This is a genomic window from Methylobacterium sp. 190mf (assembly GCF_900107945.1).
Taxonomy (GTDB): Bacteria; Pseudomonadota; Alphaproteobacteria; order Rhizobiales; family Beijerinckiaceae; genus Methylobacterium.
The window spans coordinates 26,684-43,973 of the sequence record NZ_FNVI01000036.1; the positions used below are offsets into that span (position 1 = coordinate 26,684).

The 17,290-nt window shown below is 60.2% G+C and carries 14 protein-coding genes and 3 pseudogenes; 8 read left to right on the forward strand and 9 right to left on the reverse strand.

Features of this window, described 5'->3' with window-relative positions:
- Window positions 1-27 precede the first annotated feature (27 nt).
- Window positions 28-1,124, forward strand: a protein-coding gene (locus tag C4T42_RS28255; protein ID WP_103986299.1) for an IS630 family transposase whose coding sequence is annotated in 2 segments (ribosomal slippage) — window positions 28-559 and window positions 559-1,124 — 1,098 coding nt in all. Because the reading frame shifts where the segments join, the coding sequence is not laid out codon by codon here.
- A 439-nt stretch (window positions 1,125-1,563) separates the two neighbouring features.
- Here C4T42_RS28255 and C4T42_RS28260 read toward each other — a convergent pair.
- The 3 genes from C4T42_RS28260 to C4T42_RS28270 form a co-directional block, all read right to left on the reverse strand.
- Window positions 1,564-2,523, reverse strand: a complete 960-nt coding sequence (locus tag C4T42_RS28260; protein WP_181049234.1) for a PDR/VanB family oxidoreductase — start codon at window positions 2,521-2,523, stop codon at window positions 1,564-1,566.
- Between the two features lie 11 nt (window positions 2,524-2,534).
- On the reverse strand, window positions 2,535-3,311 hold the full coding sequence (locus C4T42_RS28265; RefSeq protein ID WP_181049235.1) for an MOSC domain-containing protein: 777 nt from the start codon (window positions 3,309-3,311) through the stop codon (window positions 2,535-2,537).
- Between the two features lie 295 nt (window positions 3,312-3,606).
- On the reverse strand, window positions 3,607-4,599 hold the full coding sequence (locus C4T42_RS28270; protein ID WP_020096163.1) for an alpha/beta hydrolase: 993 nt from the start codon (window positions 4,597-4,599) through the stop codon (window positions 3,607-3,609).
- A 295-nt stretch (window positions 4,600-4,894) separates the two neighbouring features.
- Between C4T42_RS28270 and C4T42_RS28275 the strand changes: the two are divergent.
- Both C4T42_RS28275 and C4T42_RS28280 read left to right on the forward strand, forming a co-directional pair.
- Window positions 4,895-4,975, forward strand: a pseudogene (locus C4T42_RS28275) (MucR family transcriptional regulator); the annotation flags it as partial.
- Between the two features lie 368 nt (window positions 4,976-5,343).
- A pseudogene (locus tag C4T42_RS28280) lies at window positions 5,344-6,347 on the forward strand (IS481 family transposase).
- A 174-nt stretch (window positions 6,348-6,521) separates the two neighbouring features.
- Here C4T42_RS28280 and C4T42_RS28285 read toward each other — a convergent pair.
- Window positions 6,522-7,430 (reverse strand): LysR family transcriptional regulator, encoded by a 909-nt coding sequence (locus C4T42_RS28285; RefSeq protein ID WP_026605412.1) that lies wholly within the window; start codon window positions 7,428-7,430, stop codon window positions 6,522-6,524.
- A gap of 190 nt (window positions 7,431-7,620) precedes the next feature.
- Between C4T42_RS28285 and C4T42_RS28290 the strand changes: the two genes are divergently transcribed.
- Entirely contained in the window at window positions 7,621-8,475 is an 855-nt protein-coding gene (locus tag C4T42_RS28290) for an alpha/beta hydrolase (RefSeq protein WP_020096165.1), read from the forward strand.
- A 643-nt stretch (window positions 8,476-9,118) separates the two neighbouring features.
- The gene (locus C4T42_RS28295; RefSeq protein WP_244603299.1) at window positions 9,119-10,120 is read left to right on the forward strand and encodes an alpha/beta hydrolase; all 1,002 of its coding nucleotides are present in this window, start codon (window positions 9,119-9,121) and stop codon (window positions 10,118-10,120) included.
- 466 nt (window positions 10,121-10,586) lie between these two features.
- Here C4T42_RS28295 and C4T42_RS28305 read toward each other — a convergent pair whose 3' ends face one another.
- From C4T42_RS28305 to nthB, 5 genes are all read right to left on the reverse strand, one after another.
- Window positions 10,587-11,642 (reverse strand): HoxN/HupN/NixA family nickel/cobalt transporter, encoded by a 1,056-nt coding sequence (locus C4T42_RS28305; protein WP_244603300.1) that lies wholly within the window; start codon window positions 11,640-11,642, stop codon window positions 10,587-10,589.
- 188 nt (window positions 11,643-11,830) lie between these two features.
- Complete coding sequence (locus C4T42_RS28310; RefSeq protein WP_103986303.1) at window positions 11,831-12,322, reverse strand: DUF1097 domain-containing protein; 492 nt, start codon at window positions 12,320-12,322, stop codon at window positions 11,831-11,833.
- Between the two features lie 82 nt (window positions 12,323-12,404).
- The gene (locus C4T42_RS28315; RefSeq protein ID WP_103986304.1) at window positions 12,405-12,743 is read right to left on the reverse strand and encodes a nitrile hydratase accessory protein; all 339 of its coding nucleotides are present in this window, start codon (window positions 12,741-12,743) and stop codon (window positions 12,405-12,407) included.
- Between the two features lie 14 nt (window positions 12,744-12,757).
- The gene (gene nthA / locus C4T42_RS28320; RefSeq protein ID WP_103986305.1) at window positions 12,758-13,366 is read right to left on the reverse strand and encodes a nitrile hydratase subunit alpha; all 609 of its coding nucleotides are present in this window, start codon (window positions 13,364-13,366) and stop codon (window positions 12,758-12,760) included.
- Window positions 13,367-13,419: 53 nt separating this feature from the next.
- Window positions 13,420-14,094, reverse strand: coding sequence for a nitrile hydratase subunit beta (gene nthB, locus C4T42_RS28325; protein ID WP_103986306.1), 675 nt, complete (start codon window positions 14,092-14,094; stop codon window positions 13,420-13,422).
- A gap of 538 nt (window positions 14,095-14,632) precedes the next feature.
- On the opposite strand from nthB, the gene C4T42_RS28330 reads away from it, so the two are divergent.
- From C4T42_RS28330 to C4T42_RS32920, 3 genes and pseudogenes are all read left to right on the forward strand, one after another.
- Complete coding sequence (locus C4T42_RS28330; RefSeq protein ID WP_103986307.1) at window positions 14,633-15,784, forward strand: transporter substrate-binding domain-containing protein; 1,152 nt, start codon at window positions 14,633-14,635, stop codon at window positions 15,782-15,784.
- On the forward strand, window positions 15,784-16,419 hold the full coding sequence (locus C4T42_RS28335; protein WP_103986308.1) for an ANTAR domain-containing protein: 636 nt from the start codon (window positions 15,784-15,786) through the stop codon (window positions 16,417-16,419). The genes C4T42_RS28330 and C4T42_RS28335 overlap by 1 nt, the downstream gene beginning before the upstream one ends.
- 90 nt (window positions 16,420-16,509) lie before the next feature.
- Window positions 16,510-16,629, forward strand: a pseudogene (locus C4T42_RS32920) (acetamidase); the annotation flags it as partial.
- Window positions 16,630-17,290 lie beyond the last annotated feature (661 nt).

Here is a 17,290-nt window from a genome sequence, read left to right on the forward strand (position 1 = left end):
ACGCTGGGTAGCGGTGGCGAGCGGGTTGTGATTCTGTCCTCGGGTTTGGAGCCTGAGGAGGATGGGATGGCCGCTCCTGTGCCGCTGCGGCCAGACTTCGATGCCGCGGCCCTGCGAACTCTGGCCAAGAGCTCGCGCGATCCGGATCAGACCCGCCGCCTTCTGGCTCTGTCGGCGATCTACGCGGGCAGTCTGCGCTCCGAGGCGGCCGCTCTCGGTGGGGTTGGGCTTCAGACCGTGCGGGACTGGGTGCTCGCCTTCAACGCTGAGGGGCCACATGGGCTGATCGGCGGCAAGGCTCCCGGTGCCCGCCCGCGGTTGAATGCGGATCTGCGTGCCGCGCTGAAGGCCCTGGTCGAGCAAGGCCCGGTGCCAGCCGCGCACGGGGTGGTGCGCTGGCGGTTGGTCGATCTGGCTCAGATCCTGTTCGAGGACCACGGCGTCTCAGTCTCCGAGCAGACGCTGAGCCGAGTTCTGCGGAGCATGGGCTACCGGAAGCTCTCAGCCCGTCCGCGCCATCACGCTCAGGATCCGGACGCCATCCCGGCTTTTAAAAAGCCTTCCCGGCTCGCTTGGCGGAGGTCGCGCAGGCTGTCGGAGGCAAGCCGATAGAGATCTGGTTTTCCGACGAGGCTCGGGTCGGTCAAAAGAACTCCATCACACGTCGTTGGGCCCGCCGCGGCACACGGCCCGCAGCCTCAAAGGACCAGCGCACCGCCTCCGCCTATCTCTTCGGTGCGATCTGCCCGGCTCGTGGCACGGGAGCCGGGCTCGTCATGCCCCGCTGTACCACCGAGGCGATGAACCTGCATCTGGCCGAGATTGCCAGGGCCGTCACCGCTGGTGCGCACGCCGTGCTGCTGCTCGATCAGGCTGGCTGGCACATGACCCAGAAGCTTATCGTGCCGGCCAACATCACGCTGCTGCCGCTGCCAGCGCGCTCGCCCGAACTGAACCCGGTCGAGAACCTCTGGCAGTTCATCCGTGAGAACTGGCTCGGCAACCGGATCTTTGCGTCATACGAGGCCATCCTCGATCAGTGCTGCGACGCCTGGAACAAGCTCATCGATCAGCCCTGGCGCATCATGTCCATCGGCCTGCGGGCCTGGGCTCATGAGTTCTGATCAGTGAGAGTTGGTATAAGTCCCAGGATGCGTATCCGGGACGGTGACCCCCAGGCTGCGCTTGGCACCGGCGACGGGCTGCTCCAAAGCGTTTCGCCACCGCGTTCTTGCACCTCGGCACCGGGGCTGGCACCCGGCCGAGCCGGTTTGCTGCGCCGGTTCGTCGAGGGTCTCTCGCTTAAACGTGCCGTGGACGAGGCTGCGCTCGCGTTACCCTGGTCGACAAGCCCGATCGAGGGGCAGATCGGCGGCATTTCCCGGGAGGCGACAGCAACTAATGAGCTTGGCTTAGGTCTCCGCGCTCACCCCGTAAGGCCAATCGAAACAACCGGATCGTCGATGACATCCATCGGGGACGACCACCTACGATGTCAGCTATTCTCGGGCAGCACGGCTACGCCTCGCCCCGCTTGCAGATGGAAGTAGGCGGAGTTGCCTGTCAGAAGTCCAGTTCCAGTTCGGCACCACCGGCTGCACGCGAAACACACGGCATGATCGACGAGAGGCGATCTTCCGGTGCGAGATACATGTCGCGATGATCCGCCTCGCCCGCCACCAATGTCATCCGGCATTTTCCACACGTGCCACTTTCGCAGGAGGCGTCCGGCTTCAAGTCTGCCCGACGCAGCGAATCCAAGATCGTTTCGTCCTCGCCGACATGAAAAATCCTTCCCGTCGAGACTTGCCTGACGGAGAATGCCTGGTCTCCCGCCCTGGTTTTGGGGAGCGAGCCAAAGCGTTCGAAATGCACATGGCTGCGGGGCCAGTGAATTGAATTGAGCCCGATGCTTCGCATCAACTGATCCGGTCCGCAGCAATACAAGTGGGTTCCAGTGCCGTTGTCCTTCAGCATGGGCCGGATGTCGAAACGTCTCCCGCCATGTTCTGACGAGAAGTGACACGTCAATGCGCCTCCAAGCTCCATCCGCCCGAGATCCTCCGCATAGGCCGCTTCAGCCTGAGAGCGGGCAAGATAGAGCAGCCTAAATTCGTTGAGCGAATCTTTGGTGAGCCGGCGAATCAGCGACATCATCGGAGTGATACCGATCCCGCCGGCAACAAGAAGATGACGTCGCCCGTGCCCGAGTCTTAGGCCATTCTGCGCCAACTCCACTTCGAGCACGACGCGTTCGTGAGCCTCGTCATGCATGCTCTGTGAACCGCCGCGCGACGTCGGCTCACGCTTGACCGCTATGACATAGCGGTGTCGTTCGCGATCGTCATTGCACAGCGAGTAGTTCCGGCGCTCCGAGGACGGCGTTTGCACGATGAGGCTGCTTCCCGCTTCGAACTCAGGCAACGGGCCGCCATCCGACCGTCGAAGGTCGAACTCACAGATCGCCTCCGTCAGCATCCTTCGCGCGTGTATCTGAAGCGACATACCGTTTCCTGAGGTCATGGTCGCCTCCGTCATCGGATCGTGACAGGGGAACCGATCTCTACGGATCCCCCTTCGAGAACTTCGGCATAGACTCCCATGTCGGCATGACCATAGTTCTTCATGAGCGAGCGTGGGATTGCCATGTTCCGCTCGGCCGTCGTTGGGTCCACGTCAGTGGCGGCGCAGCGCCGAGTTCTCCTGAAAATCCGCAGTCTCGCGGAGCCGATCTCAATCTCCCTGCCCAGCAGTTCGAATTCCTGAAACGCATCAAGCCCGTCGAAATAGAGGTTGGCTCGGAAGCGCATCGGATCGATCTGAGCGTCAATGCGTGCTCCGAACTCACGAACGCTATTAAGATTCATCAATGAGATCGCGTTCATCATCAGCTTCGAATGGACGGAGATGTCGGTAAAACGATTATCTCCTCCGACCGCTATCGTCGGTTCTTTGCCAGCATCAAGATCAAACATGTGTGAGAAGAACTTACTCAGTCTCCGCCGGCCGGCTTCCGTATCCAGATTTTCTTCCAGAACAAGCTGGCCTTGCACGCGTATTTCGAGCCTATGCGTTTTGGTGTCGAAGAAGGTCGAGAGGCCTGCAAGCCGCTCCTCCTTCACGAGGACTATGAAGCGCGTTTTCGGCAGTGGCTGATAGTTGACCGCGTCATAACCACTGTCGTGGCGTGCAAGGCCATAGATCCGGTCCATGGGAAAGCCCTCGCCCTGGACCAGCCGCACGTTGGACAGAGCTTGCGCGCTCAACCCCTTCACCGGGTAGTGGTACAATCCGGAGACGGTTGGCGCCATTGCAGCCCTCCTTGCCATTCAGATCAAAGCGATGCCGTCGCCTCGCATGACCGAGGCCTGGAACGGCGAGTGGGGAAGCGCTCTACGGCTCGATCCGAAGCGCGCCTGTTTTTAACATTCTGCTGGCTCATGTGAAACATTCTGTTCAGACGAGAGCAGGTTATCTGACTGCGCCTTCCTTGCGCGTCGCCGCGCGAAGAGTCTTGAGCTCCGAACCACCGACCAACGCCGGCGACAAGTGGTTGGCGAAGATGCGGGTCTGCCCGGAGAAGCCAATGCAAACCTTAGATGAATCTCAGAAGAAGCCTCTGATCTCGCGCGCAATGTCCGCCCCGTTGGTTTCCAGCGCGAAATGCCCGGTGTCGAGGAAAGTGACGCGCGCGTCCGGAATGTCACGCCGGAAAGCCTCGGCTCCGGGCGGTACGAAGAAAAGATCGTTGCGACCCCATACCGCGAGGAGCTTCGGGCGGCGCTCGCGGAAGAAGGCCTGAATCAGCGGGTAGCGCTCCAAGTTGCGCTTGTAGTCGAGCTTGAGCTTGACTTGGCGACCCGCGTTGCCCGGTCGCGCTAGGATGGCCGCATCAAGCGTGTACGCCTCCGGTTCAATCACGGACGGGTCGGGTACGCCGTGGAAGTAGGGCGCCTTGACGCCCTCGAGCGTCATGCGGGCGCGGATGGCGTCCACGGCGGCCTCGTTCGGCTTCGCCCAGTAGGCCCGGAGCGGCGCCCACGCCGCCTCGCCGAGCCCTTCCAGATAGGCGTTGCCGTTCTGAGACACGATGCCGGCGATGCGGTCAGGATGGGCGAGCGCCAAGTCCCAACCGACCGGAGCGCCGTAGTCGAACGTATAGAGAAAGTAACGCTTGAGGCCGAGGGCATCGACGAAGGCCTCCACTGTACGCGATAGTGACGCGAAGTCATAGACGTAGCCTCGGTCGTCCGGAACCACCGTGAAGCCGAAGGACGGCAGATCCGGCGCGATCAGGCGAAACCGGTCCGCCAGGCTTGGCATGAGATGGCGGAAGTAGAAGGAGGAATTTGCGAAGCCGTGCAGGAGCAGGAAAACCGGCGCATCTGGGCGGCCAGCCTCTCTGTAGAAGACGTCCACACCGTCGGCCCGGATCATGCCGTGACGAACGTCGTCCTCCATTGCTGGCTGGCCCTCAGCAGGGATGGCGCCTGCCGTGCTCAATCCCGCCGCGAGGGCAGCGCCAACGAGCAGATGCCGCCGCGTTGACTTGGCCTGCACGCCCTTGGTTGTCTCGATCCCATGCTGATGAGGGGTCATGGCTCGTCTCACGATTGCGGGATGATGAGCGGCTCGACCCGTTCGCCTCTCAGCAAAAGATGTCGAATCCGCCGATCGGGCCTGTGCGAAGGACATCCCAAAGGAGTTATCGATTGACACCCGTGATCCGAAATGTGGCGTCGGGCGGTAAGGCCGAGATATCTCGGGACCACTCGGCCGAGAACCCGCTGCTATCGGGAGGCATCTTCCCGATTTTCGAGACGGTGGTCAGATTGACGTGGCGTGTGTTTTGTACTGGGTCAGGTTCCAGACTTGGTAAGTCCTACCGTCCGAATATCCGATGGTCGCCCCGAGCTACTCTGCGCGGCGTTCGAAGATCGCCAGGAAGATCCAGCTTGGCTCGAAGGCCGACTAGGTCCTTCAGGCGGTAACCGTAGGGACAATCGCTGGCTGCCGCCCCGCTTCCGACCCATGCCAGCCATGTCGACGACCATCGGCCGTTCCCGAAAACGGACCTTAGCCTGGCGCGCGTACTCCGGCCAGGATTCCATGGCAATACATTGACCGCTGTCGGTCAAGCAACAGCACAATTTGCGAGCGAGTTCTGGGCAGGGCGCCTGTCAGGCGCAGATCAGACGCGACCCTCGACTTGGACCGCGCAGGGCTTGACGCCCGCGCGACGTCGCGGCGCTCAACAGCACGATGCAGACACGCCAGACGTGCCTCTAGATGTTCGGTCCCGCAGTGTGGTGGTACGATTGATGCCGCATGGAGGGACGCGCTATGGGACAGGTTCTCCACGGCAGCGCCACGACGACAGGACGATCCGTCGGGCAATCCAAGCTCGTCAAGAGAGCGTAAGGGCCACTGCCAAGCGCTACGGCATCAGCGCCACGACCGTGCAGAAGTGGCGCTCACGCCAGACCAGCACGGATGCGCGGATGGGGCCGAAGGAGCCCCGGTCCAACGTGCTCAGCCTGGAGGACGAGGCGGTGATCGTCGCCTTCCGGCGGCATACCCTGCTGCCGCTCGACGACTGCCTCTACGCGCTGCAGCCGAGCCTGCCGCATCTGACCCGCTCGTCGCTGCACCGCTGTCTGCAGCGTCACGGCATCAGCCGCCTGCCGGATCTCGACGGCGACAAGCCCAAGCGCTCGCGCTTCAAGGCCTACCCGATCGGCTACTTCCACATCGACATCGCGCAGGTCAGCACCGAACAGGGCAAGCTACACCTGTTCGTAGCCATCGACCGCACGAGCAAGTTTGCCTTCGTTCAACTGCATGAGAAGGCAACACAGCGGATCGCGGCAGCCTTTCTGCACGATCTGGTCGCCGCCGTACCGTACACGATCCACACGGTGCTGACGGATAACGGCATCCAATTCGCCGACAATCATCCGGTGGACGAGCAGGCCGAGGCCAAGGCGGCGGCCTATTGGGCGACCCAGGATCGGCCGCGCATCTACCGCTGGCACTCGTTCGATTGGGCCTGCGAGCAGACGAAGATCGAGCATCGTCTGACCAAGCCGCGCTGCCCGTGGACGAACGGTCAGGTCGAGCGGATGAACCGCACTATCAAGGACGCCACGGTCAAGCGCTACCATTACGTCAGCCATGACGAGCTCCGGCAGCACCTGCAGCTGTTCGTGGATGCCTACAACTACGGCCGCCGGCTCAAGACCCTGCGCGGCCTCACCCCCTACGAGTTCATCTGCCAGACCTGGACGAAAGAGCCCGAACGTTTCAGGCTCGACCCGTCACACCACATGCCGGGACCGAACATCTAGACCGTATTGCCGCCGGCGACCGAGGCCTCAGCCCCGTTCCGGTCCGAAGTCGTCAGCATGGAGGTGATACCTATGCGCATTCATAAAGCCTGTCAGCATCCGCCGCGCCCGTCATCTTCCCGTCTAGGACACTTCCGTCGGGAGCCGATCACTAGGGGAGCGAGGGCTGTGACTTCACCCCACGGCACCCAGCGTAGAGCGGATGCGCGGCGTCGCAAAGTCCAGGAATGCTCGTAGCTTCAGCGGGAGGCGTCCGTTCCCTACATGGACGAGGCTGACTGGGATCGGGTCGAGCTCGAACGGCCGAAGCACGAGCGCCTGCCGCCCTGCCGCGACGAGGGGAGCTGCTTGGTACGATAGCACCTGAGTGAGACCGACCCCGGCCGCCGCGGCGTCGAGGGCTGCCTCGGCGGTGTTGACGTGTAGGCGCGACCGGACCTGCACCGCTTGGATAGCCTTGCGATCCGACGTCGCGAATAGCCACCCTGGACCGGCGGCCAAATCGCTGAAGGTCACGCATGGGATCTCAGCGAGGTCTGAGAGCGTCTGCGGCGTTCCGTGGGCGGCCATGAAGGCCGGACAGCCGCAGACTACCCGGGTGATGGTTCCCAGCCGGACTGCGATCAAGTCGCTGTCCGGCAGGTGTGCGATGCGGACAGCTAAGTCAACGTGGTCCTCGACGAGGTCCAGAGCTCGGTCTGTCAGGATTAGCCGAACGGTGATGTCGGGGAACCGGGAGAGGAAAGCGTTGATCACCGGCAGCACGTAGAGGCGTCCGAAGACCAACGGCGCCGTCATCGTCAGCTCGCCCCGGGGCTCGCTGTACTCGCCCTTCACTGCACGCTCTGTCGCGTCGATCTCGCCGAGCAGGCGTCGACATGCCTCTATATAGGGAGCAGCGGCATCCGTCGGCGTGAGCGTGCGGGTCGTGCGTACAAGCAGGCGCACCCCGAGATGATCCTCCAAGTCCGCGACCTTGCGGCTGACGGTCGGTAGCGGAATCCCGAGCTTGCGCCCGGCCGCCGAGAGGCTCCCGGTCTCTACGGCGGCGACCAGGATTGTCATGGCCTCGAGCCGATCCACCATAGCCTCTCATTTTTCGCGAAGGTCACTCTCGGTCAAGCTTGATTATCCCATCCTCAGTGAGAGGCTACAAGCCATCCTGCCAACGGCGAGCGCAGCTGACCCTGCTCATGTCCACAGCACCGTCAGCCACCTCCGGGTCAGTTCTCTGACTCGGCCGCCGTCACGCTCGCCCCGAAGGACGCTTGTCATGACCCAGATCCGCTATCGCACTGCCGACGTCGACGGCTTCACCATCTTCTATCGGGAGGCCGGAGACCCGACGAACCCGACGCTTCTCCTGCTGCACGGCTTCCCTTCGTCCGGCCATATGTTCCGTGACCTGATCCCGCTCCTGGCGGACCGCTTCCACCTTGTCGCCCCGGACCTACCGGGCTTCGGCCTGTCGGAGATCAAGCCGCGCGACACCTTCGCCTACAGCTTCGACGCGCTGGCCAAGGTCATCGGCCGCTTCACCGAAGTGATCAGGCTGGAGACCTACGCGCTTTACGTCTTCGACTACGGTGCGCCCACCGGCTTCCGCGTGGCCATGGCGCATCCGGAACGGGTGACCGCCATCATCTCGCAGAACGGCAACGCCTACGAGGAGGGGCTAAGCGAGGGTTGGAACCCGATCCAGCGCTATTGGCGGGACCCGAGTGCCGCCAACCGCCAAGCGTTGCGGGAACTGCTCACCCCCGCGTCGATCCGCTGGCAGTACGAGCACGGCGTGCCGGATACCGCGCTGGTCTCGCCCGACGGGAGTGCCCTCGACGCATGGTACATCCAGCGGCCCGAGGTCGACGAGATCCAGCTCGACCTGTTCGGCGACTATGCCAGCAACGTCGCGCTCTATCCGGCCTTCCAGGGCTATTTCCGGACGCAACGGCCGCGCCTGCTCGCGATCTGGGGACAGAACGACCCGTTCTTCCTGCCCGCCGGAGCCGAGGCGTTCCGCCGCGATATACCGGATGCGCAGGTACGCTTCCTCGACACGGGACACTTCGCACTGGAGACACATGCCGCGACCATCGCAGACGCAATCGTCGTCTTTCTGAATGCTTGAAAGTCGATGCGATTAGCGTTCAGGTCGAGCTTGAGCGTCTCGCGTGCAAAATGGCGCTAGATCATCATCGGAGGCTTCGCGCACGCCATCTGGCTTCGCGAAGAGACATACACCCGTGACATCTCCGAATGATGGCACAACACGCTGACTTCAAGATCACTCCGAGCGGCCACCTCCGCGATGGTCGCTCTGAACGCGGCTGCCTCGCAGCGGGCCGATCCCGACGTTGGGGGGAGTTCTTGCCCGAAGCCGCCCCCTCGTACACCGCGGTTTGGACCGAGACGAACCCTTCTGATTCGGGCTGCGGCCCGAAGTAGAGGTACAATCCGGAACGGCGTCAGCGTCGGCCCCTGGTCGGCCAAATGACCCGTTCAGCTATAATACTGAAAACCCTTCTGAATAAAAGTCGCAACAAAATGATAAGTCGTGCCGCGGGAAGCGGCCTCAAGCAGCTGCACGTGCTTCGCGCTGTCATCGAGGTCTGCGAAGCACCTATCAGGTTATAAAAAGGCTCAAGTTGACATCTGAGTCATATACGGTGCCCGAAATCGTGGATTCAGTTCGTAATGGCGGTCGTCCCGATGGGCGCAGTCGAAACACCGACCTCGAAATGTGTCGGTGAGCATCTCTCAAGGAGAAGATCATGTTTAAAGGATTCACTATGAACATGCTTGGCATGGCGGCAATAAACACGCTTGCCGCAGCGGCCCTGACGCTCGGGATACCGGCTACCGTCGAGTCCGCCGCTGCGCGCCAGGAAAATACCCAGCCTGCGAGTCCGATCGTTCACTATCGCTCCGCCGAGGTGAACGGTCTTAACATCTTCTATCGCGAGGCAGGACCCAAAGATGCTCCTACCGTACTCCTGTTGCACGGCTTTCCGAGTTCGTCGTTTCAATATCGCAACCTTATACCAGTTCTCGCCGCCCGCTATCACGTCATCGCGCCCGACTACCCAGGTTTCGGTCGATCAAGTGCGCCAGATCACACCGCATTCGCCTATACGTTCACGCATTTGACAGACGTCGTGGACGCATTTCTCGACCAGATAGACGTCAAGAGCTATACTCTCTACATACAGGATTACGGTGCACCGGTTGGCCTTCGCCTCGCACTCCGACATCCGGAGAGAGTCACCGGCCTCATCGTTCAGAACGGAAACGCCTACAAGGATGGCATCCAAGATTTCTGGAAGCCTGTCGAAGACCTTTGGGCTGATCCGACGGCCGCCAATCGCAATGTGCTGCGCAAGGTGCTTACACCTGAATTGACGAAGTGGCAGTATCTAAACGGCGTAAAGGACCCTACTCGGGTGGATCCCGACACGTGGATGCACGATCAGACGTTGCTCGATCGGCCTGGCAACGACCAAATACAGCTGGACCTATTTTACGATTACCGCACAAACGTCGCTCTCTATCCAGAATTTCAGGCGTTCTTTAGAGCCCGCAAGCCTCCGACTCTCATCGTGTGGGGCGCCAACGACGCGATCTTCCCGGCTGCCGGCGCCAAGGCATATCTGCGCGACAATCCGCAGGCCGAACTCCACCTAATAGACTCAGGCCATTTCGCGCTGGAAGATAAAGCGGATGAGATTGTCCCCCTCATTCAGGATTTCCTCGGCCGTACGCTACCAAACCGCTGATCCGTTGCGCCCGGCGACCCGGGTCGTTGGGCGCATCCACCGACGTTCCACTGGCAGACCTGCTGCAGGATCGAAGGCCTTACTATAAATACGAATTACCTGAAGCTGGCGTGCCGGTAGGCTTCTATCTTGTGACCGAGGACATACTGAAGTTGGCAGTGCACGCCTGCCTAGAGAACACCCAGAGCTTCGAAAGCCTTCCAAGCTTCCGAGCAACCCAGGCGCGGCGCATGGCGCCGTGGGCCATTACGAGTGAGGGGCATCTGTTCCGCGGGATTATGCCGAGACGGATCATCTATCCCACGATCGCCGTCGAGTACCGGAAGCGGAACGCTGACGCTTAATCGGCCTTCGGGCAGTATCACCAAGCTGCCTCACCGGACCGCCATTAACAGTCTACTACTCGCACTCGTTCAGATCAAAGCCTCGGAACGGGCGCTCACTTTTGTTCTTCAGCTCGGAAGGCTCAGTTCTGTGTAAGCGAGGCTTCATCAAAGCCATATATGCGGTAGACGATAAATGAGATTAACCATGCGATGGCGAACAGGCCGATGATCCCGAAGCCGACCACGGTGAAGCTACTGTTAACATCGCTCAACCAGGTCCAAAACTGACCCTGAAAACCGAGCTTGTCACCGACCAGATTCAATGCTTCAAGCGCGCCGACGACCAGCGCAATCACAACCGAAACCAGCGTAATCGTGAGATTGTAAAGTAATTTGCGCAAGGGATTGACGTACGCCCAGCTGTAGGCCCCTAGCATCAGCACGCCGTCTGTCGCATCTACCAAGGCCATGCCAGCGGTAAAAAGTGCCGGAAATACGAGGATTGTCCAAATCCCGCTGCCTTTGCTCGCCTCCACAGCTGAAAGTCCAAAAAGGCTCACCTCGGTGGCCGTATCAAAGCCCAACGCAAATAGAAAACCCAATGGATACATGTGCCATGGACGGGTCACCAACCGGAAGAGCGGTCGCAAAAACCGAGCAAGAAAACCCTGCTGTGTGAGCAGCATGTCGACGTCTTCTTCAACGTAATGGCCTGAAGACCGAACTCGACGGAAAGTACGCCACACACCACTGAGAACGACGAAATTCGTGACCCCAATCAGGATCAGGAAAGCGGCGGACACGCTCGTGCTGACGAGGCTACCCAGATCACGGTAGCCATCCGACGTCGTGATCAGGCTTTTAGCAGCAAAAATCACGGCGGCAGCGGCAATGACGATGATGGTCGAGTGACCGAGCGCGAACCATAGACCGACCGAAACAGGCCGTTGGCCATCTTGCATGAGCTTGCGCGTGACATTGTCGATGGCGGCGATGTGGTCTGGATCGACGGCATGCCGCATACCAAAGACATAAGCTAACAATGCGGTCGAGAGCAGCGCCGCTTGATCGACGAAAAGCGTATATGCCCAGAGCCAAACCGCCAGGTTGGTCAGGAGCAGACCGAAGTAGAGGACGCCAATTTGACAGCAGACAGGCCGCGGAAAGGTTCGGCCTATTAGGTCGTCGAAGCGCACGGCTTTATTCCTTTTCACCTAGAACGTCGACCAGTTGGCAGCCGCGCGATATGAAACTTCGGATTGACAATAAATTAGTTCTGCGATGGCTTTGCTTTATTAGATCGCAATGCTATCGCGCAAGTATGAATGGCTTGCGGTGGCGAGTAGTTGATTACGCCGCCTTAAAGACACCTTTGTCAAAAGATTTATGAATCGCCGCCGTGAGGAGGGCTGAGGCATAGGCGAAGCATGCTCCGATAGCCATTGAAAAAGGGGACAATGAACAGTGCGTGGTGACTGGACAACGATAGCATCGCCGTTGGCTTAAAGGCTTCAGGACGCGGCGTGAGGAAGGAGAATGTGCATGGGTAGCCGTAGGTTGCCGCCGGTACCGACGAGAACGTCCGGATATGGGCGCCCAGAATGTAGATAATGATGGACGTGGCGATGATTGCGGACCCGACGAGCGATCCCGGGGGAACACTCGCGAATGCAAGGGCCGCCGTCCAGGCGACCCAGACACCAAACAGATTTGACACCAGCGTGGACCTGAACGCCGCGGCACGGCCGCCCGAATGGTAAAAAAAAGACGCCCACGCGACGAAAGCTGCCCAGATCAGGAACGTGTCGGTTGCCAGGAACAATCCAGTGAAGAGTCCGCCAAGAAGGTCAACGCTGACTGCTAAAGAATTGATCATTATGGAACATCTTGGCTGCGGCGCGGGCGATGTGTCGCCCGCGCCGACCTTCGAAGATTGAGGCCCAGTAATGCCCGGCGATTCAAATTACTTCGTCACGCGTGCGATGAAGAAACTCCTCGGTACGCTGATCTAGTTCTCTGGGGTCGATTAGGCCTTTATCGAGCGCGAGCTGCTCGAATGCTGCGAGCCATTGTTGATAGTAGTTCCAAGTTGGGTCGTCAGCCATGTGGGACTTATCCCAGTCGCCGATGGTTCGAATCAGGCTCTGTCGGAAATCCTCCCATCGATAGGACTTCGCTTCGGCGAGGGCGAGCGCCATCCCAAAAGCGCGCCCCTGCCAGGGTTCATCGAACAGCAGGCTTTCGCAATTCCGCGGGATCGCGCCACGACCGGTGAGATCGTCGAGATAGGCATCCATAGGTGGTCTCCGCGTCAAGTGACTGCGAGACCGAGGCCTTGCATCGCCTCGGTCGATACCAAAGCCGCCAATTGCTCTTCCGTCCAACCGTCAGTTCCGGCCGGCCGCTCCGGAATCACGAAGTAGCGAACTTGGGCGCTCGAATCCCAGATCTCGATTTTCTTGTCTTCAGGCAGGACGACGCCGAAATCGGAGAGTACGCCGCGCGGTTCGCGCACGACGCGGGCGCGGAACACGGGATCCTTGAACCAGTAGGGCGGCAGCCCGAGAAGTGGCCAGGGCCAGCATGAGCAAAGAGTGCAACACACGAGGTTGTGTGTGCCGGCCGTATTCTCGACCACCTTCAGGTTTTCGCCCTCGATGCCGTCGCGCATGCCGAGTTCCGCGATCGCGGCGTTGGCATCGGCAAGCAGGCGGGATTTGAACGCTGGATCCGTCCAGGCTTTCGCCACGACTTTGGCGCCATTGAACGGACCCATTTCGTGTTCAAAGAAGTTGATGACCCGATCGACCGTGTCGGTGCCGATCATGCCCTTTTCGCGAAATAGTGACTCCAGAGCTTTTGTCCGCGCCGCGTAATAACTCTCGCTCTCGCGGTGATGGTGGTGATGGTCGTCACTCATGTCGCGCCCCTGGCTGTCAAATCAGTTTATTGTTCATAATAGATCCGCAGTGACTACGCGGCTTCGAGGTAAGCCTCAAAGCAGTCGTTGTACAACATGTCACCCTTATCCGGGATGTCGTTCCACAAATCGCGCGTTTTGAACTTTATGAGATAAACGGGTTGTGCAGTGCAGATCCCGTCAGTCGGAACGTTGTCGGCGTAGAGATATGCACCTGGATAAACTGTCTCGACAATGCCGGTTTTGTTCCTTAAATACCCAGGGAGGCGGGTATGTACTGCGGGAGGCATATCTTTTACGCGTACCATGTCGCCGACCTTAAATAAGGGGTCAACCGCGACGTCCCGATAGGGGTTGGCGCCCTTGTAAAAATACTCGATGACGCGAGGCGTGACGTCGCTGTTTCCTGAGTTCGGTTGGTCAGCTTCAGGATTATCGAGATAGTACTTAGTTCTTTCTTCAAGTTCCTTCTGGGAGATGTAATTCTTTGAAATGAGGAAATGACACATTCCGCCAAGCCACTTAATATAATATCTATATTTAAAGTAATCGAGCGGATTCATCGCTTCCGCCAAGACGCGAAGGTCCGGCCACGCCCAAATGCCTGTGCCCATCATGGTCGTATGGACAGCGAAGAGCTGCGCCTCCCATGGCTCGACGAATACGCGTTTCTCGACGCTAACGGGACCGAGATTTTCAAGGCCACCGAGGAAATGCTGCACCTTCATATCGATGCCCCCTGCGTTCGAACGAATTAGGGAAAGCTGGCGCTTCAGACCTGCGCGCGAGCGAACTCTCTCATCAGCCGACGATCGAACCATCGGCGAAGCCCGGGAGTTTCGCCCGCCCTCGAATGCGCGGCCTCTCGAACGAAGAGGCGCGAATCGAACGCAGAAAAACCCGTCAGCGTATCGCTGCGGGCTCCGATGCCGAGTCGTGATTGCTTTCGTACGGTGCGTCTTCTTGAGCATCGTCGCCCAACGCAGAGCTAGACTGAGATTGACCGCAAATCATGTCAAGCCCGATTTTTTGGCATGTGCTTGATCGCTTGCTCGCCATTTGTCTAGCAGCAGGGCCGATTCAATCGTGAGTGCGTGCTCTTGACAATCCGTGTGGCGCCGTAAAACCTGACGCTCTGCGTCGAGCAAAGACGCTCATCATGGCGCTTATACTTCGCTCTCGGACGATGGTGCGGGGCAAGCTGTTCGCACCGGCAACGGCGCCATCTCTCGCCCGTACATCGGGCTTAACTGACGCGGCGATCCGATGAGCAAGCGCGCCTATTCCATTGGCCTGATGTTTTCGTCCACGGGACCTTACAGCACCGTCTCCAATTCCATGCTGAACGGCGCGCTGCTCGCGGTTGCCGAAGTCAATGCTGCAGGTGTCGTGGCGCTCGATGCTGTCCTGGCCAACCCTGGCGGCGACCTGACGCGGTACGCCCCGATCACCGCGGGGCTTCTCGCGACCGACGTCCGTCATGTCGTCGGGTGCTACACCTCGTCCAGCCGCAAGGAAGTAATCCCTGTCTTCGAGAAATACGATGGCATGTTGTGGTATCCTTCCCACTACGAAGGCTTTGAAAGCTCCAACAATGTTGTCTACACGGGGGCGGCGCCTAATCAGCACATAATCCCTCTTATCGATTATATGATGTCAAATTTCGGAAATCGGGCCTATTGTGTCGGATCGAATTACATATGGGCATGGGAGAATAGTCGAATTTTGCGAGAGATAGTTCAGACTCGGGGCGGCAAGGTGTTGGCCGAACGATATCTGCCGGTCGGCGAAACGGGTCTCGATCAAATTGTTGGTACCATACTCTCGCTGCGTCCTGATTTTGTATTCTCCTCCCTGATCGGAGTAAGCGGCTACGAATTCTTCCGCGCGATGCGTGAAGCCTGCCGCCGGCAGGGATTGCACCAACCCAGCATCATACCCATCGCTAGCTGCAATCTATCCGAGCCGGAACTCATGGACATCGCGTCTGATGCAAGGGATGGCCACATTAGTTCGAGCGTCTATTTTTCGACGATCCGCACGCCACAAAACGACGCGTTCGTGTCAAACTATGCTGCCGCTTATCCGAGCATGCCTTGGACTTCTGCCGACGGCGAGGCTTCTTACATCGCGGTCAAATTGCTCGCACAGGCAATAATCGAGGCCGGCACGGACGAGGTCAGCGCCGTTCGCGCGGCGCTCAGCGGTGGACGGCTAGATGCGCCTCAAGGTGGCATCCGCGTCGACGGCGAGACCATGCATCTTTACCTGACCCCGCGTATCGGCCGATCCCGAGGCGACGGTTCGTTCGACGTCATCTGGCAGGAGGCCGCAGCGGTTCGGCCCGATCCTTACCTCGTGCGGTTCTCCGCGACAGACTGGCTCGCGCCTGCGGCTCGACTCCATGTGGTGCGCTGATGACGTCGATGTTCCGCCAAAATTTCCGCGGCATGCGGGGCCACATCTTTGCGCAGGATGGCGGCGGGGTCGAGACCCTCGTGGCAGTCCTGACCAAGTTGGGTCTTGAGGTCCAGCGCCACGAAGCGTCAGACGCCGGCTTCGAGCTGGAGCCATCCGGGCTCCGGCCGGAATCCGACGTGTTGTTCGTCGATGGCGATGTTGATCGGGTGCTGACGTCGGATATGCTCGTCGTCGGTCTACCGCCGGCGGCAGTGATCGGTCTCGTGGGCGTCGAAGCGCCAAGCCGCCTCAAGGCGCTCATGGTTCAAGGCGCGACAGCGTTTCTGCGGAAGCCCATCTACGCCGGCGCCGTCTACACGGCGCTCGTCTTGGGAATCAATCAATATTTGCAGCGTAAGACCGTTGCCGACGAGTTGGAAGAGCATCAGGACCGCCGGCGGCGCCGCAGGTCGGTGATCAAGGCCGTAGTTCGCCTGATGGCACAGCAAGGGCTTAACGACGACGAAGCCTACGCCGTACTCCGTCGCGATAGCATGAGCCGACAGCTCAGTCTCGAGGAATACTGTGAGCGCTACCTAACTGGCGGCGCAGAGTCGAACGGAATCTCCGGACAGGTTTCAATTCGGCGTTGAGGTACTGATGTTCTGCAGATGACCGCATAGCTACTACGATTCGGAACTCTTGCTGTTCGTGATGGTAGCCCGTTTTGCGAGAGAGATCCTATGAGCTGGTTCGACGCTTCAGTCACGGCACAACGAGGTGTAGCCAGGGGTCGTCCAGGTGAGATTTTCACGATCACAGAGGCGACACAAGGCAAGTATCACTACGTGTATGGACCTTATGTCAGCGGGCGTTGAATACTGGTTCTTCCGCACTTCGTGTGGCGAAGTGTGCCGGCCGGCGTGACGTGCCCCATTTCCGGAGATCGGCTTTCCGGAGGACGCCATGCCCCGCCGTATCCTGCCCTCGTGCCCGATGGCCTGACCGTCGTCGGCGTCGAGCCAGCGACCGACCCGCTCATCGTGCGCGTCGTACCCCGTCCGGGCCCGACGTGCTGTCCCACCTGTCGATCGTCCGCGGGCCGCAAGCACGGTCACTGCGAGCGCACCCTCGCCGATTTGCCTTGGCAGGGCCGGTCCGTCCACCTGCGCCTCCGGCTGCGACGCTTCCGCTGTGCGAACCCAGCCTGCCCGCGGCGGACCTTCAGCGAGAGCGTCGGTGACGTCGCTGTCGCTCACGCCCGCCGATCCGAGCGGCTGCGCGTGCTCCAGCGCCATCTCGGTCTCGCCCTCGGTGGTGCACCCGCCGCCCGTATGGCGCATCGTCTCGCGATGCCCGTGAGTGGCGATACCCTCGTGCGCCTCGTGCGTGCGGCGCCTCTGCCGACACAGCCCGAGCCCCGCATCGTCGGCATCGACGAGTGGGCCTGGCGGCGCGGGCGCAGCTACGGCACCATGCTCGTCGACCTCGAACGTCACACCGTCCTCGATCTCCTGCCCGACC

What these genes read in the sequence shown, in the direction of transcription:
- nthA (WP_103986305.1), bottom strand. Translation starts at nt 13,366, where the DNA reads ATGAGTGACGACCATCACCACCATCACCGCGAGAGCGAGAGTTATTAC.
- C4T42_RS28290 (WP_020096165.1), top strand. Translation starts at nt 7,621, where the DNA reads ATGACCCAGATCCGCTATCGCACTGCCGACGTCGACGGCTTCACCATC.
- C4T42_RS28315 (WP_103986304.1), bottom strand. Translation starts at nt 12,743, where the DNA reads ATGGATGCCTATCTCGACGATCTCACCGGTCGTGGCGCGATCCCGCGG.
- C4T42_RS28310 (WP_103986303.1), bottom strand. Translation starts at nt 12,322, where the DNA reads ATGATCAATTCTTTAGCAGTCAGCGTTGACCTTCTTGGCGGACTCTTC.
- C4T42_RS28260 (WP_181049234.1), bottom strand. Translation starts at nt 2,523, where the DNA reads ATGACCTCAGGAAACGGTATGTCGCTTCAGATACACGCGCGAAGGATG.
- C4T42_RS28265 (WP_181049235.1), bottom strand. Translation starts at nt 3,311, where the DNA reads ATGGCGCCAACCGTCTCCGGATTGTACCACTACCCGGTGAAGGGGTTG.
- C4T42_RS28270 (WP_020096163.1), bottom strand. Translation starts at nt 4,599, where the DNA reads ATGACCCCTCATCAGCATGGGATCGAGACAACCAAGGGCGTGCAGGCC.
- C4T42_RS28295 (WP_244603299.1), top strand. Translation starts at nt 9,119, where the DNA reads ATGTTTAAAGGATTCACTATGAACATGCTTGGCATGGCGGCAATAAAC.
- C4T42_RS28335 (WP_103986308.1), top strand. Translation starts at nt 15,784, where the DNA reads ATGACGTCGATGTTCCGCCAAAATTTCCGCGGCATGCGGGGCCACATC.
- C4T42_RS28330 (WP_103986307.1), top strand. Translation starts at nt 14,633, where the DNA reads ATGAGCAAGCGCGCCTATTCCATTGGCCTGATGTTTTCGTCCACGGGA.
- nthB (WP_103986306.1), bottom strand. Translation starts at nt 14,094, where the DNA reads ATGAAGGTGCAGCATTTCCTCGGTGGCCTTGAAAATCTCGGTCCCGTT.